The 24,403-nt window shown below is 63.4% G+C and carries 29 protein-coding genes; 15 read left to right on the plus strand and 14 right to left on the minus strand.

Features of this window, described 5'->3' with window-relative positions; all coding sequences use genetic code 11:
- Window positions 1-86 precede the first annotated feature (86 nt).
- Together ACR64R_RS09385 and ACR64R_RS09390 are read right to left on the minus strand one after the other, a co-directional pair.
- Entirely contained in the window at window positions 87-1,499 is a 1,413-nt protein-coding gene (locus ACR64R_RS09385; protein ID WP_487361367.1) for a circularly permuted type 2 ATP-grasp protein, read from the minus strand.
- 168 nt (window positions 1,500-1,667) lie between these two features.
- Window positions 1,668-1,904, minus strand: coding sequence for an Lrp/AsnC ligand binding domain-containing protein (locus ACR64R_RS09390; RefSeq protein ID WP_320227121.1), 237 nt, complete (start codon window positions 1,902-1,904; stop codon window positions 1,668-1,670).
- 266 nt (window positions 1,905-2,170) lie between these two features.
- Between ACR64R_RS09390 and ACR64R_RS09395 the strand changes: the two genes are divergently transcribed.
- A complete protein-coding gene (locus ACR64R_RS09395; protein ID WP_487361368.1) occupies window positions 2,171-2,590 on the plus strand; it encodes a DUF4864 domain-containing protein in 420 nt (139 codons plus the stop codon).
- 5 nt (window positions 2,591-2,595) lie between these two features.
- Here the strand turns inward: ACR64R_RS09395 and tgt are convergent, their stop codons facing one another.
- Genes tgt through coaD form a run of 7 tightly spaced genes read right to left on the minus strand, consistent with a single transcriptional unit; the run spans window position 2,596 to window position 7,193 of the window.
- Window positions 2,596-3,726, minus strand: coding sequence for a tRNA guanosine(34) transglycosylase Tgt (gene tgt / locus ACR64R_RS09400; RefSeq protein ID WP_487361369.1), 1,131 nt, complete (start codon window positions 3,724-3,726; stop codon window positions 2,596-2,598).
- Window positions 3,719-3,988: a hypothetical protein gene (locus ACR64R_RS09405; protein ID WP_487361370.1), complete on the minus strand. Its 270-nt coding sequence runs from the start codon at window positions 3,986-3,988 to the stop codon at window positions 3,719-3,721. Before ACR64R_RS09405 ends, tgt begins: the two co-directional genes overlap by 8 nt.
- Window positions 3,978-5,066 carry a tRNA preQ1(34) S-adenosylmethionine ribosyltransferase-isomerase QueA gene (gene queA, locus ACR64R_RS09410; RefSeq protein WP_487361371.1) on the minus strand — a complete coding sequence of 363 codons (1,089 nt, stop codon included), beginning with the start codon at window positions 5,064-5,066 and terminating at the stop codon, window positions 3,978-3,980. The genes ACR64R_RS09405 and queA overlap by 11 nt, the downstream gene beginning before the upstream one ends.
- Entirely contained in the window at window positions 5,066-5,515 is a 450-nt protein-coding gene (locus ACR64R_RS09415) for a DMT family transporter (protein ID WP_487361372.1), read from the minus strand. Before ACR64R_RS09415 ends, queA begins: the two co-directional genes overlap by 1 nt.
- Window positions 5,516-5,525: 10 nt before the next feature.
- Window positions 5,526-6,038, minus strand: coding sequence for a peptidylprolyl isomerase (locus tag ACR64R_RS09420; protein ID WP_487361373.1), 513 nt, complete (start codon window positions 6,036-6,038; stop codon window positions 5,526-5,528).
- 30 nt (window positions 6,039-6,068) lie between these two features.
- Complete coding sequence (locus ACR64R_RS09425; protein ID WP_487361374.1) at window positions 6,069-6,674, minus strand: peptidylprolyl isomerase; 606 nt, start codon at window positions 6,672-6,674, stop codon at window positions 6,069-6,071.
- A gap of 18 nt (window positions 6,675-6,692) precedes the next feature.
- Window positions 6,693-7,193 carry a pantetheine-phosphate adenylyltransferase gene (coaD, locus tag ACR64R_RS09430; RefSeq protein WP_487361375.1) on the minus strand — a complete coding sequence of 167 codons (501 nt, stop codon included), beginning with the start codon at window positions 7,191-7,193 and terminating at the stop codon, window positions 6,693-6,695.
- Window positions 7,194-7,384: 191 nt separating this feature from the next.
- Between coaD and ACR64R_RS09435 the strand changes: the two genes are divergently transcribed.
- On the plus strand, window positions 7,385-7,537 hold the full coding sequence (locus ACR64R_RS09435; protein ID WP_487361376.1) for a hypothetical protein: 153 nt from the start codon (window positions 7,385-7,387) through the stop codon (window positions 7,535-7,537).
- A gap of 51 nt (window positions 7,538-7,588) precedes the next feature.
- Here the strand turns inward: ACR64R_RS09435 and gyrA are convergent, their stop codons facing one another.
- On the minus strand, window positions 7,589-10,375 hold the full coding sequence (gene gyrA, locus ACR64R_RS09440) for a DNA gyrase subunit A (protein ID WP_487361377.1): 2,787 nt from the start codon (window positions 10,373-10,375) through the stop codon (window positions 7,589-7,591).
- Between the two features lie 173 nt (window positions 10,376-10,548).
- Between gyrA and ACR64R_RS09445 the strand changes: the two genes are divergently transcribed.
- On the plus strand, window positions 10,549-12,279 hold the full coding sequence (locus ACR64R_RS09445; protein ID WP_487361378.1) for a SulP family inorganic anion transporter: 1,731 nt from the start codon (window positions 10,549-10,551) through the stop codon (window positions 12,277-12,279).
- Window positions 12,276-12,899 carry a ParB-like protein gene (locus ACR64R_RS09450; protein WP_487361379.1) on the plus strand — a complete coding sequence of 208 codons (624 nt, stop codon included), beginning with the start codon at window positions 12,276-12,278 and terminating at the stop codon, window positions 12,897-12,899. The genes ACR64R_RS09445 and ACR64R_RS09450 overlap by 4 nt, the downstream gene beginning before the upstream one ends.
- Before the next feature lie 28 nt (window positions 12,900-12,927).
- Here the strand turns inward: ACR64R_RS09450 and ACR64R_RS09455 are convergent, their stop codons facing one another.
- Window positions 12,928-13,752, minus strand: a complete 825-nt coding sequence (locus ACR64R_RS09455; protein WP_487362404.1) for a helix-turn-helix transcriptional regulator — start codon at window positions 13,750-13,752, stop codon at window positions 12,928-12,930.
- A gap of 85 nt (window positions 13,753-13,837) precedes the next feature.
- Between ACR64R_RS09455 and ACR64R_RS09460 the strand changes: the two genes are divergently transcribed.
- From ACR64R_RS09460 to ACR64R_RS09470, 3 genes are all read left to right on the plus strand, one after another.
- Window positions 13,838-14,368, plus strand: coding sequence for a hypothetical protein (locus ACR64R_RS09460; protein WP_487361380.1), 531 nt, complete (start codon window positions 13,838-13,840; stop codon window positions 14,366-14,368).
- 32 nt (window positions 14,369-14,400) lie between these two features.
- Window positions 14,401-14,778, plus strand: a complete 378-nt coding sequence (locus ACR64R_RS09465; protein ID WP_487361381.1) for a VOC family protein — start codon at window positions 14,401-14,403, stop codon at window positions 14,776-14,778.
- Window positions 14,779-14,871: 93 nt separating this feature from the next.
- Window positions 14,872-15,501 (plus strand): MarC family protein, encoded by a 630-nt coding sequence (locus ACR64R_RS09470; RefSeq protein ID WP_041000641.1) that lies wholly within the window; start codon window positions 14,872-14,874, stop codon window positions 15,499-15,501.
- Between the two features lie 29 nt (window positions 15,502-15,530).
- Here the strand turns inward: ACR64R_RS09470 and ACR64R_RS09475 are convergent, their stop codons facing one another.
- The 3 genes from ACR64R_RS09475 to ACR64R_RS09485 form a co-directional block, all read right to left on the minus strand.
- The gene (locus tag ACR64R_RS09475) at window positions 15,531-15,956 is read right to left on the minus strand and encodes an OsmC family protein (RefSeq protein WP_487361382.1); all 426 of its coding nucleotides are present in this window, start codon (window positions 15,954-15,956) and stop codon (window positions 15,531-15,533) included.
- Window positions 15,957-15,985: 29 nt separating this feature from the next.
- Window positions 15,986-16,294 carry a DUF2306 domain-containing protein gene (locus tag ACR64R_RS09480; protein ID WP_487361383.1) on the minus strand — a complete coding sequence of 103 codons (309 nt, stop codon included), beginning with the start codon at window positions 16,292-16,294 and terminating at the stop codon, window positions 15,986-15,988.
- Between the two features lie 123 nt (window positions 16,295-16,417).
- Window positions 16,418-16,933, minus strand: a complete 516-nt coding sequence (locus ACR64R_RS09485) for a single-stranded DNA-binding protein (RefSeq protein ID WP_487361384.1) — start codon at window positions 16,931-16,933, stop codon at window positions 16,418-16,420.
- Window positions 16,934-17,171: 238 nt separating this feature from the next.
- Between ACR64R_RS09485 and ACR64R_RS09490 the strand changes: the two genes are divergently transcribed.
- From ACR64R_RS09490 to ACR64R_RS09525, 8 genes are all read left to right on the plus strand, one after another.
- A complete protein-coding gene (locus tag ACR64R_RS09490; RefSeq protein WP_487361385.1) occupies window positions 17,172-17,486 on the plus strand; it encodes an ArsR/SmtB family transcription factor in 315 nt (104 codons plus the stop codon).
- Window positions 17,483-17,953 carry an SRPBCC family protein gene (locus tag ACR64R_RS09495; RefSeq protein WP_487361386.1) on the plus strand — a complete coding sequence of 157 codons (471 nt, stop codon included), beginning with the start codon at window positions 17,483-17,485 and terminating at the stop codon, window positions 17,951-17,953. Before ACR64R_RS09490 ends, ACR64R_RS09495 begins: the two co-directional genes overlap by 4 nt.
- Window positions 17,954-17,977: 24 nt before the next feature.
- On the plus strand, window positions 17,978-18,580 hold the full coding sequence (locus ACR64R_RS09500; protein WP_487361387.1) for an ATP-dependent Clp protease proteolytic subunit: 603 nt from the start codon (window positions 17,978-17,980) through the stop codon (window positions 18,578-18,580).
- A gap of 133 nt (window positions 18,581-18,713) precedes the next feature.
- Window positions 18,714-18,938: a hypothetical protein gene (locus ACR64R_RS09505; protein WP_487361388.1), complete on the plus strand. Its 225-nt coding sequence runs from the start codon at window positions 18,714-18,716 to the stop codon at window positions 18,936-18,938.
- Between the two features lie 772 nt (window positions 18,939-19,710).
- Entirely contained in the window at window positions 19,711-22,632 is a 2,922-nt protein-coding gene (gene uvrA / locus ACR64R_RS09510; protein ID WP_487361389.1) for an excinuclease ABC subunit UvrA, read from the plus strand.
- On the plus strand, window positions 22,632-23,042 hold the full coding sequence (locus tag ACR64R_RS09515) for a DUF302 domain-containing protein (RefSeq protein WP_487361390.1): 411 nt from the start codon (window positions 22,632-22,634) through the stop codon (window positions 23,040-23,042). The genes uvrA and ACR64R_RS09515 overlap by 1 nt, the downstream gene beginning before the upstream one ends.
- Window positions 23,039-23,497, plus strand: coding sequence for a GNAT family N-acetyltransferase (locus ACR64R_RS09520; protein WP_487361391.1), 459 nt, complete (start codon window positions 23,039-23,041; stop codon window positions 23,495-23,497). Before ACR64R_RS09515 ends, ACR64R_RS09520 begins: the two co-directional genes overlap by 4 nt.
- 29 nt (window positions 23,498-23,526) lie before the next feature.
- The gene (locus ACR64R_RS09525; RefSeq protein WP_487361392.1) at window positions 23,527-24,330 is read left to right on the plus strand and encodes a DUF72 domain-containing protein; all 804 of its coding nucleotides are present in this window, start codon (window positions 23,527-23,529) and stop codon (window positions 24,328-24,330) included.
- The last annotated feature ends 73 nt before the right edge of the window (window positions 24,331-24,403 follow it).

The raw sequence follows: 24,403 nt of genomic DNA on the forward strand, positions 1-24,403 counted from the left end.
CAGCAGGCCCCGGCGAGCGAATAGCGAGTAGCGAGTAGCAAATAGGGAAGATTACGTTTCATGATTGTTGCGTCCCCCTGCCCGGCTCAGTCATCGAGTACCCATGTATCCTTGGTGCCGCCCCCCTGTGAGGAATTGACCACCAGGGAGCCCTCTTTGAGGGCGACACGCGTCAAGCCGCCCGGCACGATCTGGATACGATCCGAGACCAGCACATAAGGTCGAAGATCGACATGGCGCGGCGACAGGCCCTTTTCTGTCAGGATCGGACAGGTCGACAGCGCCAGCGTCGGCTGGGCGATGTAGTTCGAGGGTTTTGCCTGCAGCTTCTTGGCGAACTCCTGGCATTCCTTCTTGGTCGCCGCCGGGCCGACCAGCATGCCGTAGCCGCCGGAGCCGTGCACTTCCTTGATCACCAGCTCGCCGATGTGCTCGAGCACATATTTGAGGCTGTCCGGCTCCGAGCAGCGCCAGGTGGGGATGTTGCCGAGGATAGCCTTGCGGCCGGTGTAGAACTCGACGATCTCCGGCATGTAGGAATAGATCGCCTTGTCGTCTGCAATGCCGGTGCCGGGCGCATTGGCGATGGTGATGTTGCCGGCGCGGTAGACATCCATGATGCCCGGCACGCCGAGCGCGGAGTCCGGCCGGAAAGTCAGCGGATCGAGGAAAGCGTCGTCGACGCGCCGGTAGAGCACGTCGATCTGCTTGTAGCCTTCGGTCGTGCGCATCGCGACATGGCCATCGACGACGCGCAGATCCTGCCCCTCCACGAGTTGCACGCCCATCTGGTCGGCAAGGAAGGCGTGCTCGAAATAGGCCGAGTTGTAGGAACCCGGCGTAAGCACGGCGATGGTTGGCGCGCCCTTGGCGCTTTGCGGCCGCACCGCGGCGAGCGATTGGCGCAGGAGCTGCGGGTAGTTCTCGACCGGCCGCACCTTGATCTTCTGGAACAGCTCCGGAAAGAGCTGCATCATCGTCTCGCGGTTCTCCAGCATGTAGGAGACGCCGGACGGCGTGCGGGCATTGTCCTCAAGCACGTAGAATTCGTTCTCCGAGATGCGGACGATATCAACACCGATGATGTGGGTGTAGACGCCGGCCGGTGGCCTAACCCCGATCATCTCGGGCAGGAAAGCCTCGTTCTTGGCGACAAGCTCCCTCGGCACGCGCCCGGCGCGCAGGATCTCCTGGCGGTGGTAGATGTCGTCGAGGAAAGCGTTCAGCGCTTGCACGCGTTGCTCGATGCCCTGTGTCAGCCGGCGCCATTCGTGGCCGGAGAGGATGCGCGGCACGATATCGAAGGGGATCAGCCGTTCGGAAGCTTCCTGCTCGCCATAGACGGCAAAGGTGATGCCGGTCTTGCGGAAGACGCGCTCGGCGTCCTGCATTTTCTGGGTAAGCCTGGCCGGGTCCTGCTCCTTCAGCCAGCGATCATAAGCCTCATAAGGTCTTCTCAATCCGGATATTTCCGGAAGCATTTCGTCGAACGCTGCCAATCGCGTACTCCCCTGTGAGACCATTTCACTGGCCCCGCTGGAGAAAATCAAGCGCAATCGGTGATTTAGGAAGCGACGGCCGCCACTCCATGTAAATTGCCTAATTTTAAGGCACGAGCGGCAAGCCCGGGTCAGCTGCTGCTTCCGGGCGGGGCAAAGTCGGGCCGGTCAGAACGCCCGGAAGGTGACGATGGTGAACGTGTCCTTGATTCCAGGCAGGATCTGCACCCGTTCATTGACGAAGTGGCCGATATCCTCCTCGTCATCGACGTAGAATTTGGCTAGCAGGTCGTAGTTGCCGGCGGTCGAGTAGATTTCGGAAGCGATCTCGGCATCGGCAAGCGCGCTGGCGACATCGTAGGCTTTGCCCAGATCGCATTTAATCTGCACGAAAAACGCCTTCATTGCCCGGTCCTGCCAGCCTGCTTCATGATCAAGCGGCCCTTGTGGCAGACTGCCGCCCGGCTTTCAAGCATCAGGCCTCGCGCGCCGTGGCGGCGGCTTGCCGCAATTCGGTGACGGGCATGCCGCGGCGATGCGGCTTGCCATCGACTACCACGCGCCAGCGAGCCCCGACTTGACGCAAAATCTTCCTATTCGATGAAACCACGGCGTGCCCTGCAGCGTATGTTAGATTGAGTGTTCATGACGCAACTTCGGGGAGACAGGCCATGCGCCGCGCTTTGTTCGCACTCGCTCTGGTTCCGATATTTCTTGCATCCCTGGCCTTCGCCGGCGACGCCGAGATCAAGGCCGCGCAGACGGTCATTGACAGCCAGCTGAAAGCCTTCATCGCCGATGACGGCGCCGCTGCCTACAGTTTCGCCGCGCCGAACGTGAAGCAGATCTTTCCGACCGTCGACACCTTCATGAACATGGTGACGAACGGCTACGCACCGGTGCGCAAACCCCGCTCCTATTCTTTCGGCAGGGTCGAGCAGACCGGACCCGGTTCGCTTATCCAGCAGGTCCTGATCGTCGGACCCGACGGCAAGGATTACGAGGCGGTCTATACACTTCAGCAGCAGCCGGACGGCAGCTTCAAGATCACCGGCTGCAGCCTGCGCGCTTCGACCTCGGTCAGCGCCTGAACTCCTCAAAGGGCCGGAATATCGCCCCTCGCCCAGCCTTCGGTGATCTCGGCGGCGCGCGCTTCGAAGGCCTGCGCCTCTATGGCCCCCCTCATGTCCTGCATCAGCTTCTGATAGTAGGACAGGTTGTTCCAGGTCAGCAGCATCGCGCCGAGCGCTTCCTGCGAACGCACCAGATGATGCAGATAGGCGCGTGAATAGTCGCGCGCGGCCGGGCAGTCGCTTTCCTCGTCGAGCGGCCGCGGATCGTCCGCATGGCGGGCGTTCCTGAGATTGACCTTGCCGCGGCGCGTGTAGGCCAGGCCGTGGCGGCCGGCGCGCGTCGGCATCACGCAGTCGAACATGTCGATGCCGCGCGCCACGGATTTCAATATGTCGTCCGGCGTGCCGACGCCCATCAGGTAGCGCGGCTTGGCGGCCGGCAGTTCCGGGCAGGTGATGTCGAGCATCTCCAGCATCACCGATTGCGGCTCGCCGACCGCCAGCCCGCCCACGGCATACCCCTTCAGATCCATCGCGTTCAGTGCCTGCGCCGACCGCACCCGCAGGGCCGCGCTGTCGCCGCCCTGGACAATGCCGAACATCGCCTTGCCCGGCTGGTCGCCGAACGCCGTCTTGCAGCGCTCCGCCCAGCGCAGCGACAATTCCATGGCGCGCTCGATCTCCGTCGGCTTGGCCGGAAGCGCGGTGCACTCGTCGAGCTGCATCTGGATGTCGGAATCGAGCAGCCCCTGGATCTCGATCGACCGCTCCGGCGACATTTCGTAGGCCGCGCCGTCGATATGTGAGCGGAAAGTGACACCCTGTTCGGTCAGCTTCCTGAGCTTCGACAGCGACATGACCTGGAAGCCGCCGCTGTCGGTCAGGATCGGATATGGCCAGCGCGCGAACTCATGCAGGCCGCCGAGCCTCGCCACGCGCTCGGCCCCGGGGCGCAACATCAGATGATAGGTGTTGCCGAGGATGATGTCGGCGCCGACGCCGCGCACCTGATCCATATACATGGCCTTGACGGTGCCGCCTGTGCCGACGGGCATGAAGGCCGGCGTGCGGATCTCGCCGCGCGGCATCGAGACAACACCGCGCCTGGCCTTGCCGTCGGTGGCGAGCAGCTTGAAGGAAAACGTCTCAGCCATTGAATTCCTTGTCGTGCACAGGCGCGTCGGGCGCCTGCTCGTCGAGCGACTGCCGGTAGCGAATGCAGCCGCGCATGAATTTAGGCCAGGGTGGCACGGCGATCGACGGCTCGGTCTTTTCCGGCAACAGGTCCCAGAGATCGGGATGATGCCAGCACAGATCATGCCCGGTCGTGTCGCGATGCGCGCGGATGCCGGCGCGCAGCTTCTTCACCTCCTCGATCAGCATATCGCGGTCCATGCCGTCGAGATCATTGTCCATCGCTCGTCTCCGCTCGATAAAGCAGGCTGGCGTCGCCGTAGGAATAGAACCTGTAGCGGTTTTCGATCGCATGCGCATAGGCCGAACGCATCGTCTCCAGCCCGCTGAAGGCCGAAACCAGCATGAACAGCGTCGAACGCGGCAGATGGAAGTTGGTCATCAGCATGTCGGCCGTTCGGAAGCGGTAGCCGGGCGTGATGAAGATGTCGGTGGGGCCGGACCAAGGTTCGATGCCGCCGTCTTCGCGCGCCGCGCTCTCAAGCAGGCGCAACGATGTCGTGCCGATGCAGACGATGCGCCCTCCCCGCGCCTTGGCCGCGTTGAGCGCCGCAGCCGTCTCCCGGCTGACCGAGCCGATCTCGGCATGCATCTTGTGGCCGGCCGTGTCGTCGGCCTTCACCGGCAGGAAGGTGCCTGCACCGACATGCAGCGTGACGAAGCGGCGCTCGACGCCCCTGGCATCGAGCGCGGCAAACAGCGCCGGCGTGAAATGCAGGCCGGCGGTGGGGGCAGCGACCGCGCCCTCTTCCCTGGCATAGATGGTTTGGTAGTCAGCACGGTCGCGCTCGTCATCGTCGCGCTTCGAAGCGATATAGGGCGGCAGTGGGATATGGCCGACGGCGTGCAGCGCCTCGTCGAGCAACGGGCCGGAGAGGTCGAAGCCGAGCAGCGCCTCGCCCGCCTCGCCTTTCTCGATCACCGTCGCATCGAGCTGGCCAAGGAAGCAGGAATTGCCGTCATGGCCGAAATGGATGCGGTCGCCGGCGGCAATGCGCTTGCCCGGCCGCATGAAGGCCTGCCATCGGTCCGGCGCCACCCGCATATGCAGCGTTGCATCGACCTGCGCCACCGCCTCCCCGCGCTTGCGCACCCCCTTCAACTGCGCCGGGATGACCTTGGTGTCGTTGAACACCAGCACGTCGCCTTCGCGCAGCAGTGACGGCAGATCGCTGACAATGCGGTCCTGCAGCGTTTCACCCGGCTTAATGATCAGCAGCCTAGCGCTGTCGCGCGGCTCCGCCGGGCGAAGAGCGATACGCTCCTCCGGCAGGTCGAAGTCGAACAGGTCGACCCGCATCAGAACAGCCGGATGAGCAGCGCCCCGGCAAGCAAGAGCACGGCGCCGGCGACGCGGCCAAACGAGATTTCGCGAACCGCGACGCCAAGGAAGCCGACGCGGTCGATCAGCATGCCGGCGAGCAACTGCCCAGCGACCAGGAAGGCCATGAGCGCCGCGGCGCCGATGCGCGGCGTGAGAATGGTCGAGAGCGTCACATAGAAGCCGCCCAGCATGCCGCCGGCGATGAACAGCCAAGGCGCCGGCGCCTTCCAGTCGAGCGATATGCCCTGCACCCTCACCACAGCGAAGGCGATGATGCCGAGAACGATGGCACCGGACAGGAAGGAGAATGCTGCCGCAGCGACCGGAAGGCCGAGGCCCCGCGCCAGCTGAGAATTGATCGGCGCCTGGATGGCGATGAAGGCGCCGGACAGGATGCCGAGCAGGGACCAGACAGCGCCCATCATCGTTCCGCCTTTACTTGACGTCCGCCGCGACCTTCAGCGACACGATCTTGTCGGGATCCTGCACCGGCTCGCCGCGCTTGATCTTGTCGACATTCTCCATGCCTTCGATGACCTGGCCCCACACCGTGTACTGACGGTTGAGGAAGGCGGCATCGTCGAAGCAGATGAAGAACTGCGAATTCGCCGAGTTCGGGTTCTGGGCCCTGGCCATCGAGCAGGCGCCGCGGCCGTGATTCGCATTGGAGAACTCAGCCTTCAGGTCCGGCTTTTCGGAGCCGCCCATGCCCGCGCGCGACGGCGCGTAGGTCGGCTTCGAGGAGTTGCCGAACTTGACGTCGCCGGTCTGTGCCATGAAGCCGTCGATGACCCGGTGGAACACCACGCCGTCATAAGCGCCTTCGCGCGCCAGCTCCTTGATGCGGGCAACGTGGCCGGGCGCCAGTTCAGGGTACATCTCGATGACGACCTTGCCTTTGGTCGTTTCCATGACGAGCGCGTTCTCGCGATCCTTGATCTCAACCATTACAGAAAATCCTTTTGCAAATTGAGCGAGTTATTTGGCGTCCGAGGCGATGCGAACCTTGATCATGCGGTCGGGGTCGGCGACCGTTCCATTGTCGGCCTCATCGCCCTTCTTGATCTTGTCGACGAGATCCATGCCGCTGACGACCTGGCCGACGATAGTGTACTGGCCGTCGAGGTTCGGCGCGGGCGCGAACATGATGAAGAATTGCGAGTTCGCCGAATTTGGATCCTGCGAGCGGGCCATGCCGACCACGCCACGCGTGAACTGCTCGGTCTGCGAGAACTCGGCCGGCAGGTCGGGAAGATCGGAGCCGCCGGTACCAACGGCCTCGGGGTTGAAGCCCTTCTTCATATTGCCGAATTTGACGTCGCCGGTCTGGGCCATGAAGCCGTCGATGACCCGGTGGAAGGCGACATTGTCATAGGCGCCGTCACGCACCAGCTTCTTGATCTGCGCGACATGCTTGGGCGCCAGGTCGGGACGCAACGCGATGGTCACGTCGCCATCCTTGAGCGTGATGATCATGGTGTTTTCCTTGTCGGCCGCGACAGCCGGCCCAGAGGCCGAGAGAAGGGATGCCGCGAAAAGGCCGGCAAGCATGACGAGGAACGAAGCAAGCTTCTTCAGCTGCATAGGGAAACTCCGGGAAGCCTATTGGGTGAACTTGGCGGTGAGCGCGCCGGCAACGGCCGCCGGCACGAAGGGACGGATGTCGCCGCCCATCGAAGCAATCTGGCGCACGAGTGTGGCGGTAATGGTGCGCACCGAAGGACTGGCGGGCAGAAAAACCGTCTGCAATTCAGGCGCCATGGTCTCGTTCATGCCGGCCATCTGCATTTCGTAGTCGAGGTCGGTGCCGTCGCGAAGGCCGCGGATCATGATCGAAGCTCCCTGCTTGCGGGCTGCGTCAATGACCAGCCCGTCGAAGGCAACGACCTTGATGCGGCCTGCGTCCGTGCCGAACTCGGCCCTGGCGGCGGCTTCGATCAGTTTCACGCGCTCCTCGAAGGAAAACAACGGCTTCTTGCCCGGATGAATACCGATCGCCGCGTAGACGTTATCAGCCACCGCAAGCGATGCCTTGAGCACGTCGAGATGGCCGTTGGTCAGCGGGTCGAAGGAGCCGGCGTAAAGGGCGGTGCGTGCGGTCATGGCAGGCTTCTAGCGGGCGGGCGGGCGGAAGGCAAATCCCATTGATGGGGTGCCCATGAACCTTTCCACGCGGATGAACGACAGATGAACGATGCGATCACGAACGTTTCACGCAGCGTTCATTAGGTTGCCACTTCAAGGGATGAAACCAAATCCCCATCTTATCGTTGTAAATGCAGGAGAACACGCAAATGCTGATCTACATGCTTGCCACTGCAATGACCATCGTGATGCTGATCGCGACTGCATTCGGGTTGCACCAGGAAGCAGCGCGGGTGCGTGTAAAGGCGAACACCAAGCGGCTCGAGGGTTTCGCTCATCGCAACGCCTATCGTCGCTACTGATCACCGCCATGACCGAACCGGCCCAGAGGGCCGGTTGATCCGGACGAGAGCCTATTCGTCCCCGCCCATGTCGTCCGCGCCAGTCTCGCCCGACGTCCCTTCTTCTGCCTCTTCATCCGATTGCGGTTCCGAAATCCGCTCCACCGACACGACCTTCTCGCCTTCGGCCGTATTGAAGATCGTTACGCCCTTGGTGGCGCGGCTGGCGAAACGTATGCCGTTGACCGGCACGCGGATGACGGTGCCGCCGTCCGAAACCAACATGATCTGATCGTCATTGCCGACCGGGAAGGTCGCGACCAGACGCCCGATCTCCGCCGTCTTCGAAACATCGGTGGCGCGAATGCCCTTGCCGCCGCGGCCGGTCAGGCGGAAATCGTAGGACGACGAGCGCTTGCCGTAACCATATTCGGTCACCGTCAGCACCAGCTTTTCATGCGCCTTTAGGAACTCGTAGCGCTCGTCCGAGAGTTCGGCTTCCTCACCGATCTCCTCATTGGTCAGCGCGATTTCCTCTTCCTCGCCGGCGGTGCCGGCAGCGAGCCGGCGCTCGGCTGCGGCGCGCTTTAGATAGGCCGCGCGCTCGGCGGGTGATGCCTCGACATTCTCGATTATCGACATCGAGATGATGCGATCGGTCTCGGCCATGGTTATGCCGCGCACGCCAACCGAATTGCGGCTCTGGAAGACGCGGACATCGGAGACCGGAAAACGGATGCATTGACCGGAATTGGCGGTCAAAAGCACGTCGTCATTGTCCGTGCAGGTCTCGACGCCGAGGATCTCGTCGCCCTCTTCCTCCAGCTTCATGGCGATCTTGCCGTTGCGGTTGACCTGGACGAAGTCGCTGAGCTTGTTGCGGCGCACGGTGCCTCTCGTGGTGGCGAACATCACGTCGAGTTCGCCCCAGTCCGCCTCGTCCTCGGGCAACGGCATGATCGTGGTGATGCGCTCGCCCTGCTCGAGCGGCAGCATGTTGATCAGCGCCTTGCCGCGCGATTGCGGGTTGCCGATCGGCAGCCGCCAGACCTTTTCCTTGTAGACGATGCCGCGCGAGGAGAAGAACAGTACCGGCGTATGCGTGTTGGCCACGAACAGCCGGGTGACGAAATCCTCTTCCTTGGTAGACATGCCGGAGCGGCCCTTGCCGCCGCGGCGCTGTGCCCGGTAGAGCGAGAGCGGCACCCGCTTGATGTAGCCGGAATGGCTGACGGTGACGACCATGTCCTCGCGTTGGATCAGGTCCTCGTCTTCCATATCCGAACCGCCGTCGGTGAGCTCGGTGCGCCGCGGCGTGCCGAACTCGTCGCGGACCGCTATCAGCTCATCCTTGACGATCTGCTGGATGCGTGCGCGTGACGACAAAATATCAAGGAAATCAACGATCTCGGCGCCGATCTGGTTCAATTCGTCGGCGATCTCGTCGCGACCAAGCGCCGTCAGGCGCTGCAGGCGCAGTTCGAGAATGGCGCGAGCCTGCTCCTCGGAAAGATTGTAGGTGCCGTCCTCGTTGATGCGATGGCGAGGATCGTCGATCAGCTTGATCAGCGGCGCCACGTCGTGCGACGGCCAGCGCCGCTCCATCAATTGCTCGCGCGCCGTCTGCGGATCGGGTGCGGTGCGGATGAGCTTGATGACCTCATCGATGTTTGCGACGGCGATCGCGAGGCCGACCAGCACATGCGCCCGCTCACGAGCCTTGCGCAGCAGGTACTTGGTGCGACGGCTGACGACTTCCTCGCGGAAACCGACAAAGGCCTTCAGCATATCGATCAGCGTCAGCACTTCCGGCTTGCCGCCGTTGAGCGCCACCATATTGGCGCCGAACGAGGTCTGCAGCGGCGTGAAGCGATAGAGCTGGTTGAGGACAACGTCGGCCACGGCGTCGCGCTTCAATTCGATGACGACGCGGTAGCCCTGGCGGTCGCTTTCATCGCGGATGTCGGAGATCCCCTCGATGCGCTTGTCGCGCACCAGTTCGGCCATCTTCTCGATCATCGAGGCCTTGTTCACCTGATAGGGGATCTCGGTGACGACGATGGATTCACGGTCATTGCCGCGCTGCTCGATCTCGACGCGGCCGCGCATGACGATCGAGCCGCGGCCCGTCGAATAGGCGCTGTAGATGCCGGAGCGGCCGAGCACGATGCCGCCGGTCGGGAAGTCCGGACCGGGCACGATCTCCATCAGCGCCGTCAGGTCGATGGCCGGATTGTCGATCAGGGCGATGGCGCCGTTGCAGACCTCGGTGAGGTTGTGCGGCGGGATGTTGGTGGCCATGCCGACGGCGATGCCGCCGGAGCCATTTACCAGAAGGTTCGGGAAACGGGCCGGCAGCACCTTTGGCTCGCTGCCTGATGCGTCGTAAGTGTCCTGGAAGTCGACGGTTTCCTTGTCGATGTCCTCCAGCAGCTCATGCGCGACTTTGGTAAGCCTGGACTCGGTGTAGCGCATCGCCGCCGGCGGATCGCCGTCGATCGAGCCGAAATTGCCCTGTCCGTCGATCAGCGGCACGCGCAGAGACCAGTCCTGCGCCATGCGCACCAGGGCGTCATAAATCGAGGCGTCGCCATGCGGATGGTATTTACCCATCACGTCGGCGACCGGCCGTGCCGACTTCACATATTTGCGGTTCCAGTGGTAGCCGCTCTCATGCGAGGCGTAGAGGATGCGGCGATGCACGGGCTTGAGGCCGTCGCGCACGTCCGGGAGGGCGCGACTGACGATCACGCTCATGGCGTAATCGAGATAGGAGCGCTGCATCTCCTCGATGATCGAAATCGGCTCGATGCCGGTGGGGCCGCCATCCGGCCCGCGCGGTGTCTTCTGGTCGGTCAAATCAGGTCACAATCCAGTCGGGAATCACTGCCTGCTTATATAGGAAGCCTTGCCAAAACTCCAATCTCGCCGGGACTTTTCCAGAGACAATTTTGATGGTAATTTCAAATGGATACCGCTGATTGCGACGATATGGCCACCGTCATTTTCGCCCTCACGCGGCAAGGTCGGCGATGGATCCCGCAAAAACCGCAAGTGCTGTGAACCTGGCTTCGTGGCTGCCTTTGCGGGCGCTGAGCGGCTGGAGCGTCAAGGACCTCAATGGCGATCTGGCCGCCGGCATCACGCTGGCCGCCATTGCCATACCCGAACAGATGGCGACGGCGCGGCTCGGCGGCTTCGCCCCTGAGATCGGCTTCTTCGCCTTCGTCGCCGGCTCGGTTGCCTTCGCGGTGTTAGGTGCCAACCGGCATTTGTCAGCTGGCGCCGATTCGACGATCACCCCCTTGTTCGCCGGCGGGCTGGCGCTGATCGCCACCGCCGGTTCGCCGCATTATCTGGCGCTGGCGGCAATGCTGGCGCTGATGGTGGGGCTGCTGGTGACGCTCAGCGGCATTTTCCGCCTCGGCTGGATCGCCGATCTCCTGTCCGTGCCCGTCACGACCGGTTTCCTCGCCGGCATTTCGGTTCACATCATCGTCTCCCAACTGCCTGGACTATTTGGCCTGCCGCCGCAGAGCGGTGAAACGCTGCGACGCATGGGCGAGATCGCCGCCAACATCCATATCACTAATTTCTGGAGCCTGGCCCTCGGACTGGGCGTATTCGTGATTGTGCTTACGGCCGAGCGAATCAGCGCGCGCATACCGGCGGCTTTGATCGGCATGGTGCTGGCAACGCTTGCCGTCGTCAGCATGGGCCTCAAGGATCGCGGCGTCGAGGTGCTCGGCGCCTTGCCGAACGGATTTCCGACGCCCGGATTGCCGCTGATCAACCTCGAGGACGCGCGGGCGCTCGTCCCGCTCGCGTTGCTGATCGCCATCGTCGTCATGGTGCAGACAGCGGCCACAAGCCGTTCCTTCGCGCCTCAGGATGGTGAAACACCCGACGTCAATCACGATTTCGTCGGCGTCGGCGCCGGCAGCCTCGTGTCCGGCCTCTTCGGCGCCTTTGCGGTGAACGCCAGCCCGCCGCGCACGGCAATCGTCGCGCAAACCGGCGGCCGTTCGCAGCTTTCGGGCCTGATCGCGGCGGCAATCGTTTTGGCGCTCGGAGCCTTCGGCGGCCGCTTGCTCGCCGATGTGCCGCAAGCAGCACTTGCCGGTGTGCTGATGTACGTGGCCCAGCGCATCCTGCGCTGGCGGGTAGCCGCTAGCGTCTACCGGCAGGCGCCGGTCGAGTTCGCGCTGATCCTGATCACTATGATCGCGATCGTCGTCCTACCGATCGAAACGGGTGTCGCGATCGGTATCGGTCTGTCGCTGCTGCACGGCATCTGGGGCTCAACGCGCACGGAAGCGATCGAACTGGCGCAGGTGCCTGGCACCTCTGTCTGGTGGCCGCCGAATGGCTCGAACGCAGGCGAGCGGCACCCCGGCGTGCTGGTTGCGGCGTTCCAGGCACCGCTTTCCTTTGTCAACGCCGGCCGTTTCAAGCGCGGCCTGACCAACCTGATCGACGCCAGGAGGGAGGACGTGAAGCTGGTGGTGCTGGAGGCCAGCAACATCGTCGAGATCGACTATACCGCCGCCCAGGCGCTGATCGACACCATCCGCCATTGTCGCGACAAAGGCGCCGTCTTTGCCATCGCCCGCATGGAATTGCTGCGCGCCCAGGAGGCGCTGGCGCGGTTCGGCATCGCCGAAATCGTGGGCCCACAGCGGATATTCCACAGCGTCGACGCGGCGATCAAAACGCTTGGTCCGGGTAACCCGCAGCAGCAAGAACAGGATGGAGTGCCATGATCACCCCGCGAGAACCCATTGTGACGCCGGTCCGCGTCGAGGAATTGAGGCCGACGCAGATAACTGTCGGCATGCGGGAAGTCGGGCTGAAGCGCCAGATGATCCGGGCGCAAGACGCGAACAACAAGACCGGCGCATTTCTGGGCAAGCACATGATACCGGTCGTCCTCGGTCCAAAAAACCGCAACTACGTCACCGATCACCATCATCTCGCCCGCGCTCTCCTTGAGGAAGGTGTCAAGGATGTGCTCGTGACCGTGATCAGCGATCTGTCTGCGCTCGATAAGGACGCGTTTCTGTTCGTGCTCGACAATCGCGGCTGGATGCACCCTTTCGACGAGAACGGCCGGCGCCGCGAATACTCGGTAATTCCCAAGACGATCGGGGAACTGGTCGACGATCCCTACCGGAGCATGGCGGGCGAACTGCGCCGCCTGGGCGGCTATGCCAAGGACACGACGCCGTTCAGCGAGTTCATCTGGGCGGATTTCCTGCGTCGGCGCATCGACCGGAATGCGGTCGCGAAGAATTTCGACAAGGCGATGAAGGATGCTCTGGCGCTCGCCAGGACCAAGGACGCGGACTATCTGCCTGGATGGTGCGGCCCGACATCCGATTGACAGCCCTACCGATTGGGAACGGCCGATCCTACCGCGCGCGGCGGACGCGGTAAGCACTCGGGGCCTCCCCCATCTCGCGCCGGAACCGGCGGTTGAAGGTCGACAGGTCGTTGAAGCCGGCGTCGAAGGCGATCGTCGAGATCGCCGTGTCCGAGCTGAGCAGCCGCACCGCGGCGCGGTGCAGCCTGGTCCTCAGCAGGAATTGATACGGCGTCATGCCGGCAACCTGCCGGAACGTGCGCAGGAAGTGATACGGGCTGGTGGTCGCGCCGTCGGCGAGTTCTGTCAGCGACAATGGTCGATCGGCGTTGAGCTCGACCAGCCGCACCGCTTCGGCAACGCGTTTCTGGTCGCGACGGCTGGGTTCGTGCCTTTCCGGCACCGCATCGGAGCTTGCAGCGACAACCGCGCCGGCCATCCGCAGGGCGAGCTCCTCGAAAGGTTCTCCGTCGCCAATTTCGCGCGCCGCCTCCGCCTCGGCCAGCAAGGGCGCCAGCGCCGGCAGGGGCGGCAGGCGAGGATCGGCGAAGCGCAGTCGCTTCACGCCCGGCAGTTCGGCCACCACGCGCTCCAGATAGGCCGGAGAGAAATGGAAGGACAGGCAGCGGTCGCCAGCGCCATGCTCATGCCCGCATTCGTAGCAGGCGCCGGGATTGCCGAGCAGGATGGCGCCCGGCGCCAGCACCGCCATGCCCTGGCGCGTTCGATAGCGGAACGCTCCCCTGGTCACCGCAGCGACGCAGAATGCGCGATGCTCTTCCTCGAATGGTCTGTCGCCGGCGATCGCCGTGCACACCACGTCGGACACCTGCCAGCCATGCCCGGAGGCCAGAGTTTTCTGGGCGGTCGTCATGGCCAAAAGATAGCAATATTTCCCAAGCGAAGAACCCTGATACGCCCCTATTGCTTGGCCTCTCCTGACAAACGAGGCAGCAGCAATGACCGATCCCTTTGCCGAGGCTCTGCACAGCGACAGCCCCATGCCGGGCCTTGCCGAGAAACTGAATCTCTATGGACGCTTCGTCGGTGCCTGGACATTTGAGGCCACGCGCATCCTCGAGGATGGCACCAGGCTGACGGGACGCGGCGAGGTGCATTTCGGCTGGGTCCTCGAAGGCAGGGCAGTTCAGGACGTCTGGATCCTTCCCGCCCGAGACGCGGGCCCCTCGCCGTCGCTTGGATCGTGGACCTTCTATGGCACCACGTTGCGGGTCTACGATCCCGGCGCGAACGCCTGGCACATCTTCTGGAGCGATCCGCGCAACCAGTATTACAGCCGGCAACTCGGCCGCGCCGAGGACGACGCGATCGTCCAGATCGGTGCCGACGGCACTGGCGCCTCGGTGCGCTGGAGCTTTTCGTGCATCACCGAAAACTCGTTCCGATGGCTTGGCGAGCGGTCGCACGACGGCGGCTCAACCTGGCGAATGGAGGTCGAATTCCTGGCTCGGCGCGCGACTCCAGCCTGAGCGATCAAACAATTGTAATCATGGAGGAAACAATGCTCGATCATGTCTCGATCGGTGTCCGCGACCCCGGCGCTTCGAAACCTTTCTACGACGCCGCGCTCGAGCCGCTCGGTTATTCCTGCCTGAGCCAGTCGCCCGGCTCCCTCGGCTACGGCGCTCAGGCGGTCCAGCTTTGGGTGAATGAAGCTGGGCGGCCAGTTCCGGCGGAAGCGGCTTCCGGCCTGCATTTCTGTTTCGCGGCGCCGACGCGCGACAGCGTCGATGCCTTCCATGCGGCAGCATTGCGAGAAGGCGGCAGGGACAACGGCAAGCCCGGGCTCCGAGCGGCCTATGGAGACCACTACTACGCCGCCTTCGTCATCGACCCGGACGGCTACCGCCTGGAAGCCTATTGCGGCAATACCAACTAGCCGGCTGATTTCCCCTCCAGCCTGTTTCCAGCGCCCGGGCTTTGCTCTACCAATTGCGGAGCCTGGGCTTCGCCCGGTGGGAGAGGCCCAGCGATGCCGAGTTTCGACAGCCTGTTCAACGCCTTCGTCACCATCCTGGTGACCATCGACCCGCCGGGGCTGGCGCCGCTCTTCCTTGCCGTGACGCGTGGCATGAATCGCGAGGAGCGTCAGCAGGTCTCGGTGCGCGCCTCGGTGATCGGCTTCCTGGTGATGGCGCTGTTCGCGATTGCCGGCGCCTCGATCCTGTCGGTATTCGGCATCACGCTGCCGGCCTTCCGTGTCGCTGGCGGCTTCCTCTTGTTCTTCATCGCCTTCGAGATGGTGTTCGAGCGCCGCCAGGACCGCAAGGAGAAGATCGGCGACGTCGCTATCACCAGGGACATGATCCACAACATCGCCGCCTTCCCGCTGGCGATCCCGCTGATCGCCGGGCCCGGTGCGATCTCGGCGACCGTGCTTCTGTCGGGCCACTTCGAAGGCTTTGCCGCCCAGGCAGCGCTGGTCGGCATCATCTTCCTCTGCCTCGTCATCACCTATCTGGTGTTCGTGCTGTCGGAACGGATTGACCGCATCCTCGGCCAAACCGGCCGCTCGATCCTGACGCGATTGCTCGGCGTCATCCTGGCGGCGCTTGCCGTGCAGTTCGTGGCGGACGGCGTCCGGGCGCTGATGGCCGCTTGAGCAGCATCCTGCTGCCTAATGCGTACTGCCTACTTGGCCGCCGTATCGATGACCTCGAAATCATGCGTAACCGTCGCCGTCTTGGCCATCATCGCGGTGGCAGAGCAGTATTTCTCGATTGACAGGTCGATGGCGCGTTTCACCTTGTCGCGTGACAGCCCACGGCCCTTGACGATGAAATGCATATGGATGCGTGTGAAGACGCGCGGCTCGGTCTCGGCTCTGTCGGCGTCCAGCTCGACCACGCAATCCTCGACCGCCTCGCGGCCCTTCTCGAGGATGTGCACCACGTCATAGGCCGAGCAGCCGCCGGTGCCGATCAGCACCAGTTCCATCGGGCTCGGTCCCGGCGTCCGGCCTTCCGGCCCGTGCGCCGTGCCCAGCACGACCTTGTGACCGCTGCCGGATTCGCCGACGAAGGTGCGTTCCTCAACCCATTTGACGCGTGCTTTCAAGTTGATCTTCCTTACGAAGTGTCTGTCGCTTACTGCCCGAACACAACCGCGTGCATGATCCGGCCGGGCAACAGCGTGAAGATTCCGGCGCCGACCAGCGCGAACAGGTAGAGCTTGATCATGGCGCCGCGATGCGCGGCCACCTTGTGGGCATGCGCATACCACGCCGCCAGCGGTACGGTGACCAGCACCAGGATCGACAGGAGGTGGATCGGACTGAACGGCCCGACGAGCCGGATCTGCTGGATCCAGAAGCTCGACATGGCAATGGCCAGCATCAGCGCCACCCAGGCATAGCCCAGCACGCGGTGACGCACCGTGCCTTTCGGCAGTGCCAACTGGAGGCCGCCTGCAGCGAGCGCGGCTAAGGCAGCGAATGCATGCCATGGAATGGGAGGCGGTGCCGACAGAAGCGGTCCGAGCGACATCGCGCGTCCCTTCAAACCATCATTTCGAGGCGCTTAGAACGGGATCTCGTCGTCGAGCTCGCGCGACGAACCGCCGCCGCCCTTGGAACCGCCACCCCCACGGCTGAAACCTTCGTTCGGGCCGGACTGGCCGAAATCCGAGCCACGGCTGCTGCCGCCGCCGGAATAATTGCCGACCTGGCCGCCGCCGCCCTCGCCGCGCGCGTCGAGCATCTGCAATTCGCCACGGAATTTCTGCAGCACGATTTCGGTCGTGTAGCGGTCATTGCCGGTCTGGTCCTGCCATTTGCGGGTCTGCAGCTGGCCCTCGACATAGACCTTCATGCCCTTCTTCAAATACTGCTCGGCCACCTTGGCGAGTTGGTCGTTGAAGATGACGACATTGTGCCACTCGGTCTTTTCCTTGCGCTCGCCCGAATTCTTGTCGCGCCAGCTTTCCGACGTGGCGACGCGGATGTTGACGACCGGCTCGCCCGAATTCAGGCGGCGAACTTCAGGGTCCGCTCCCAGATTGCCGACCAGAATGACCTTGTTGACGCTACCCGCCATCGTACCTCTCCGCGCTCATCCGAAACAGATTTCAAGTCGCTCACCTTACAGCCTCGGGGTCGCCCATGCCCGCAAAGGCTGGCTTTTCCCACAAGGAATTTGTTCCCTTTTCGTTCTAGTCATGACTGCCTGCCCTGTCAAGGAATGCCACCAAGAACGAAGTCCGAACATGCGCTTCCGTATATGGCGATCAAATAGCCGCTTGCCAAATCAATAAGTATCGACTTATGCTTTATCCATGATCGAAGCAGAGATATTCCGGGCGCTGGCCGACCCGACCCGTCGCGCCGTTTACGAGCGCCTCACAGCCAGCGAGTTGAGCGTGAGCGAGCTGCGCGCCGGCATGAGCGTGTCGCAGCCGGCAGTCTCCCAGCACCTTGCCGTGCTGCGCGGCGCAGGTCTGGTGATCGAGCGGCGCGCCGGCCGCAACGCCTATTACCGCGCCGATCCGCAAGGGCTCGACCCGTTGCTCGGCTGGATCGAGCGCTACCGCGCCTTCTGGCCGGAACGCATCGAGAAATTGAAGACGGTTCTGAAGGGAATGGACCAATGACCGAGCCAGAAAGCCCGACTGCGGCCGGGGCCACGCTCAGCTTCGAATGCGACCTTCCCGATCCGCCGGAGAAGGTCTGGCGGGCGCTGACCGAGCCGGAACTGCTCGCCGCCTGGATGATGCCGAACGACATGAAGGCCAAGGCCGGCAGCCGCTTCGCCTTTGCCGGACCGGACGCGCCGATCGAATGCGAGGTGCTGGAAGCCGAGCCCGGCAGGCGCCTGAGCTATTCCTGGCGCGAGCGGCCCGGAGCGAAGGACCGGCTTCCCGCCTTTGACAGCATCGTCACTTTCACGCTCACCGGCACCCTCACGGGTGGCACGCATCTGCGCATCGTGCATGACGGCTTTGTGCCGATGGCGGAGCCTGTACTCGCCGTCTCGGGCGCCGGCTGCGGACTCTCGCTTCATGCGCGCAAGAACCCGATCGCCGCCAACGCGCCCTGCATGATGCTGCGCGCCGCCTGATCAAGAAAACCGAGGAAACCCGCCATGAGCATTGCCAATCTGGTGCCGATGGTCATCGAACAGTCGAGCCGCGGCGAACGCGCCTTCGACATCTTTTCGCGGCTGCTACGCGAGCGCATCGTCTTCATCAACGGGGAGATCAACGACAGCGTGTCGGCGCTGGTCTGCGCGCAGCTCCTGTCGCTGGAATCGGACAATCCCGACAAGGAGATTTCGCTCTACATCAACTCGCCGGGCGGTATGGTGACCAGCGGCTTCGCCATCTACGACACGATGCAGTACATCTCCTGCCCGGTATCGACGGTTTGCATGGGCTTTGCCGCCTCGATGGGTTCCTTCCTGCTGATGGCGGGCATGCCGGGGCGGCGGATCGCGCTGCCCAACACCCGGATCGTGCTGCATCAACCGCTTGGCGGCTTCCAGGGCCAGGCCTCCGACATCCAGCGCCACGCCGAGGACATCGTGCGCACCAAACAGCACATGACCGAGCTCTATGCCAAGCATTGCGGCCGCAGCTACGAGGAGGTCGAGCGCACGCTCGACCGCGACTATTTCATGAGCGCCGCGGAAGCCAAGGAATGGGGTCTTGTCGACCACGTCTACGACACGCGCAAGAAGGCGGCCTGAAGTCTAGAGCCGGACGCGCGGCAATTTGATCGCCGCGCGTCTGGCATCGCTCCAGCCGCGTCTCTATACTCCGCGCATGAAGAATCCGCTCCGATCCAGGGCCTTGTGCGCTGCGCTTGCCGCGTTTGCCGGCATGCTGATGGCCGACGCTGCGATTGCCGATGACAACTCGGCGCAGAAGCTGCCCGGTGTGACCGGCGACTACCGCATCGCCAAGCCGGCGCCTCAGCCTGAACCGGACGACGCGCTGCCTGCCGGAAGCGACGGCACCTTCAGGATCGGCAACACCGATGTCAGAATCGGCGGCAGCATAACGATCGACATGGCAACGGGCGGCACTCGCATCCCAAACCACTGATCGCGAGCGGTCGCAGGCCGCACGTTAACCCCTCGCAAAATGCAAGCCCCGCCACTGCTTCGGCAGGTGGACGGGGCTTTCATGGATCTCAAATCCAATTTTAGCCGGGAGTGGACTGCCGGCGTTCTGTTTCGGATGCAACGCGGCGTTCAGCCGACGATCCGACTATCGTCTCTGATTGTTGGGAATCGGCAAGTCACGGTTTGTCGGGCCGGCGTTTCAAGTCTGCCCTGGCACTTATGCCTGCCGCGGCTCCATTTCCGTGTGGAGCCTCAAGGGACTGTCCGGTGGCGTCATGCTCCGCTCCTGGATCCGTTGCGACAATGTCGTTCGAAGCGCTGATCGCTATCACCTGCGGCGTCTCGCAGGTCGCCAGTTGGGCGGCGAGGCCATCGAAAGACGGCCGGCTTCGTTGACGCCTTTGAGACTGCTCCCGTCAGTCGCGGGCGTCAACCTTTGAATAGCCGGTTACCGAAAAATGTGATCGCCTGGGGTTACATGATGGTATCTAGGAGTTACCTGAAGGTAATTGGCCGAGGCGGCATCGGCATCCGGTTCCGCAGCATTCGGGGCGACTGTTTCCACAACGCTTTGTCAGGAGCGTGTTCGACCTTTGTTCTTTCCGCTTGCCCGCCTGCGGGAAAGACGGTTAAACGCTTTGTGTCGGGATTTGTGGCGTCTCTCGACGTGGCGGGGAAAATACCTACATAGGGGATGGCCGGGACGAACCCGCCCAATCCAGCAAATTCCAGATCTGAGGCGGCGACCGGCAATGGCCGACCATAAATATCTTTCCATTCGCGGGGCGCGCGAACACAATCTCAAGAATATCGACCTCGACCTGCCGCGCGACAGCCTGATCGTCATGACCGGGCTGTCCGGATCCGGCAAGTCGTCGCTCGCCTTCGACACCATCTACGCCGAAGGTCAGCGCCGCTATGTCGAGAGCCTGTCGGCATATGCCCGGCAGTTCCTGGAGATGATGCAGAAACCGGACGTCGACCAGATCGACGGCCTGTCGCCCGCCATCTCGATCGAGCAGAAGACCACCTCGCGCAACCCGCGCTCGACGGTCGGCACCGTCACCGAGATCTACGACTACATGCGCCTGCTCTTCGCGCGCGTCGGCATCCCCTATTCGCCGGCCACCGGCCTGCCGATCGAAAGCCAGACGGTCAGCCAGATGGTCGACCGCGTGCTGGCGCTCGACGAGGGCACGCGCCTGTTCTTGCTGGCGCCCATCGTGCGGGGCCGTAAGGGCGAGTACCGCAAGGAACTGCTGGAACTGCAGAAGAAAGGCTTTCAGCGCGTCAAGGTCGACGGCGTCTTCTACGAGATCGCCGACGTGCCGGCGCTGGACAAGAAGTACAAGCACGACATCGACGTGGTGGTCGACCGCATCGTCGTGCGCGGCGATCTGGCGACCAGGCTCGCCGACTCGATGGAGACCGCGCTGAAGCTTGCCGAGGGCCTTGCCGTGGCGGAGTTCGCCGACCGTCCGCTCGATGCCAGCATGACCGGCGAGGACTCGGTCAACAAGTCGAAGAACGAGACGCATGAGCGCATCCTGTTCTCGGAAAAATTCGCCTGTCCGGTGTCCGGCTTCACCATTCCGGAGATCGAGCCCAGGCTGTTCTCGTTCAACAATCCGTTCGGCGCCTGCCCGACCTGCGACGGCCTCGGCAGCCAGCGCGCCATCGATCCCAACCTTGTCGTGCCGGACGAAAACGTCTCGCTGCGCGACGGCGCCATCGGCCCGTGGGCGAAGTCGACGTCGCCCTACTACGCACAGACGCTGGAAGCGCTCGGCAAGGCCTATGGCTTCAAGCTGGGGGACAAGTTCAAGGATCTGAGCGCCGAGGCTCAGAAAGCCGTGCTGCACGGCACCGGTGAGCGCGAGATCACCTTCCAGTACGATGACGGCCTGCGCTCCTACAAGACCACCAAGACCTTCGAGGGTGTCATCCCCAATCTCGAGCGGCGCTGGAAGGAAACGGAATCGGCCTGGATGCGCGAGGAGATCGAGCGCTTCATGTCGGCCACCCCCTGCCCCGCCTGCAACGGCTACCGGCTGAAGCCGGAAGCGCTGGCGGTGAAGATCGGCGGCAAGCATATCGGCGAGGTCACCGAGCTGTCGATACGCAAGGCCGACCAGTGGTTCACAGACCTGCCGGCCAAGCTCAACGAGAAGCAGAACGAGATCGCGGTCCGCGTGCTCAAGGAGATTCGCGAGCGGCTGCGTTTCCTTAACGATGTCGGTCTCGACTATCTGACGCTGTCGCGCAACTCCGGCACGCTGTCGGGCGGCGAGAGCCAACGCATCCGGCTCGCCTCGCAGATCGGCTCCGGCCTCACCGGCGTGCTCTACGTTCTGGACGAGCCCTCGATCGGCCTGCACCAGCGCGACAATGCGCGCCTGCTCGATACGCTGAAGCATCTGCGCGACATCGGCAACACGGTGATCGTCGTCGAGCATGACGAGGACGCGATCCTGCATGCCGATTATGTCGTCGATATCGGTCCGGCCGCCGGCATCCATGGCGGCCGCATCATCGCGCAAGGCACGCCGCAGCAGATCATGGCCACGCCCGCCTCGATCACCGGCAAATACCTGTCGGGCGAGCTCGAAGTGACGACGCCCGCGGTGCGCCGCGAAGCGAAGAAGAACCGACGTCTCAAAGTCGTCGGTGCGCGCGGCAACAATCTGAAGAACGTAACGGCCGAAATCCCGCTCGGCACCTTCACCGCGGTCACCGGCGTGTCCGGCGGCGGCAAGTCGACCTTCCTGATAGAGACGCTGTTCAAGGCCGCCTCGCGCCGCATCATGGGCTCGCGCGAGCATCCGGCCGAGCATGACCGCATCGAGGGGCTGGAATTCCTCGACAAGGTCATCGACATCGACCAGTCGCCAATCGGCCGCACCCCGCGTTCGAACCCGGCCACCTATACCGGCGCCTTCACGCCGATCCGCGACTGGTTCGCGGGCCTCCCCGAAGCCAAGGCGCGCGGCTACCAGCCGGGCCGCTTCTCCTTCAACGTCAAGGGCGGCCGTTGCGAAGCCTGCCAGGGTGATGGCGTCATCAAGATCGAGATGCATTTCCTGCCCGACGTTTACGTCACCTGCGACGTCTGCCACGGCAAACGCTACAACCGCGAGACGCTGGACGTGCTGTTCAAGGGCAAGTCGATCGCCGACGTGCTCGACATGACGGTCGAGGAAGGCGTCGACTTCTTCTCGGCGGTGCCCGGCGTGCGCGACAAGCTGGAGACGCTGAAGCAGGTCGGCCTCGGCTACATCCATATCGGCCAGCAGGCGACGACGCTGTCGGGCGGCGAGGCGCAGCGCATCAAGCTCGCCAAGGAATTGTCGCGCAAGGCAACCGGCAAGACGCTCTACATCCTCGACGAGCCGACCACCGGCCTGCATTTCCATGACGTGGCCAAGCTGCTCGAAGTGCTGCACGAACTGGTCGACCAGGGCAACACGGTGGTGGTCATCGAACACAATCTCGAGGTGATCAAGACCGCCGACTGGGTGCTCGATCTCGGCCCCGAAGGCGGCGACGGCGGCGGCGAATTGGTGGCGTCGGGCACGCCCGAAGCCATCGTGCGTGAGAAGCGCAGCTACACCGGCCAGTTCCTGAAGGAGCTTCTGGAGCGGCGCCCCGGAGGCAAGCGCGAAGCGGCCGAGTGATGACAGGTAACGGCCTGATTTCCGTCGAAAGCCGCTTCGGCGTTACCGAAACAATCGACCGTTTGGTTGCGACCGTCACCGGCGCCGGCCTCCGCATCTTCGCGCGCATCGATCACGCAGCCGGCGCGCGCGAGATCGGCGCGCCGCTGCGCCCGACCGAATTGCTGATCTTCGGCCATCCGAAAGGCGGCACGCCGTTGATGCAGGACCACCAGCTTGCCGGCATCGACCTGCCGATCAAGGCGCTGGCCTGGGAGGACGACCAAGGCAAGGTCTGGCTGTCCTACAGCGATGCGCAGTGGCTGGCGGAGCGCCATGGCCTCGGCGACGCCAGTCGCGATGCGGTGGCGGCGATCGCCGCCGGCATGCAGAAGGTTGTAACGGCAGCTGCCGGAGTGGATCGCTCGTGAGACAAGCCAGCCTCGACGATCTCGCCGCTATCGTCGCGCTGACCGCCGATGCCTATGCGCCTTACACACCCATACTCGGCGGACCGCCGGTCCCGGTCACGGAAGACTATACGCCGCGTATCGAGCGCGGCGAGGTCTGGCTGTTGGAAGAAGCAGGAAGGTTCGCCGGACTGATCGTTCTGGAGCGTCATTGCGACCACGCCATGATCTTCAGCGTCGCCGTTTCGCCGGCTTTCCAGGGCCGGAAGCTCGGCATCGGATTGCTCGACTTCGCCGAGGAGCAGGCAAGGTCATGGGGCGTGCCGGAGGTGAGGCTCTACACCAATTCGCGCATGGAGCGGAACATCGCGCTCTATTCAGCCTGTGGCTATCGGGAAACGGGTCGCCGAGCCAACCCATACCGGCCAGGATGGACGCTGGTCGACATGGCGAAGCCGGTCGACAAGACGGCCTGACCACATTTTTTGAAACTGGGAGGAAGACGATGAGCCAAGGAAAAATCCGTTCCGGCATGGGCGGCTGGACCTTCGAGCCCTGGGACACCTCTTTCTACCCGGAGAAGCTCGCCAAGGCCAAGCAGCTGCATTACGCCAGCCGCCAGGTCCCGACCATCGAGGTCAACGGCACCTATTATTCCAGCTTCAAGGAACCGACCTTCGTCAAATGGGCCAACGACGCTCCGGAAGGCTTCGTCTTCTCGCTCAAGGGCAACCGTTTCGTCACCAACCGCCGCGTGCTCGGCGAAGCCGAAGAATCGATGACCCGCTTTCTCGGCTCCGGCGTTGCCGCATTGGGCGACAAGCTCGGGCCGATCCTGTGGCAGTTTGCGCCAACCAAGAAATTCGATGCGGACGATTTCGAAGCTTTTCTCAGGCTTCTGCCTGAGAAGCAGGACGGTGTGCCCCTGCGCCACGCGCTGGAGGTGCGCCACGAAAGCTTCATCGTGCCGGAATTCCCGGCTCTGGCGCGCAAATACAAAGCCGCGATAGTCTATGCCGATCATGCGAAATATCCGGCAATCGCCGATGTCACCGGCGATTTCGTCTATGCGCGGCTGCAGGCCGGCAGCGACGACAATCCCGATTGCTACACCCCGAAAGGGCTCGACGAATGGGCAGGACGGGTGAAGACCTGGGCGCAGGGCAAGCAACCCACCGACTTGCCGCGCGCCGACCCGAAGACCGAGGCGCCGGTCAAGCCGCGCGACGTATTCGTCTACTTCATCAGCGAGGGCAAGGTGCGCGCGCCCTTCGGCGCGATGGCACTGATGAAGCGGGTGGCAGGCTGATAAGGTAAATCCCGCAATCTTCGCGACGATCGTAACGCAATCGATACTTCCTTGCTGCACTGATAGACCTACG

The sequence above is a fragment of the Mesorhizobium sp. MC2-1-1 genome (genome assembly GCF_057597255.1).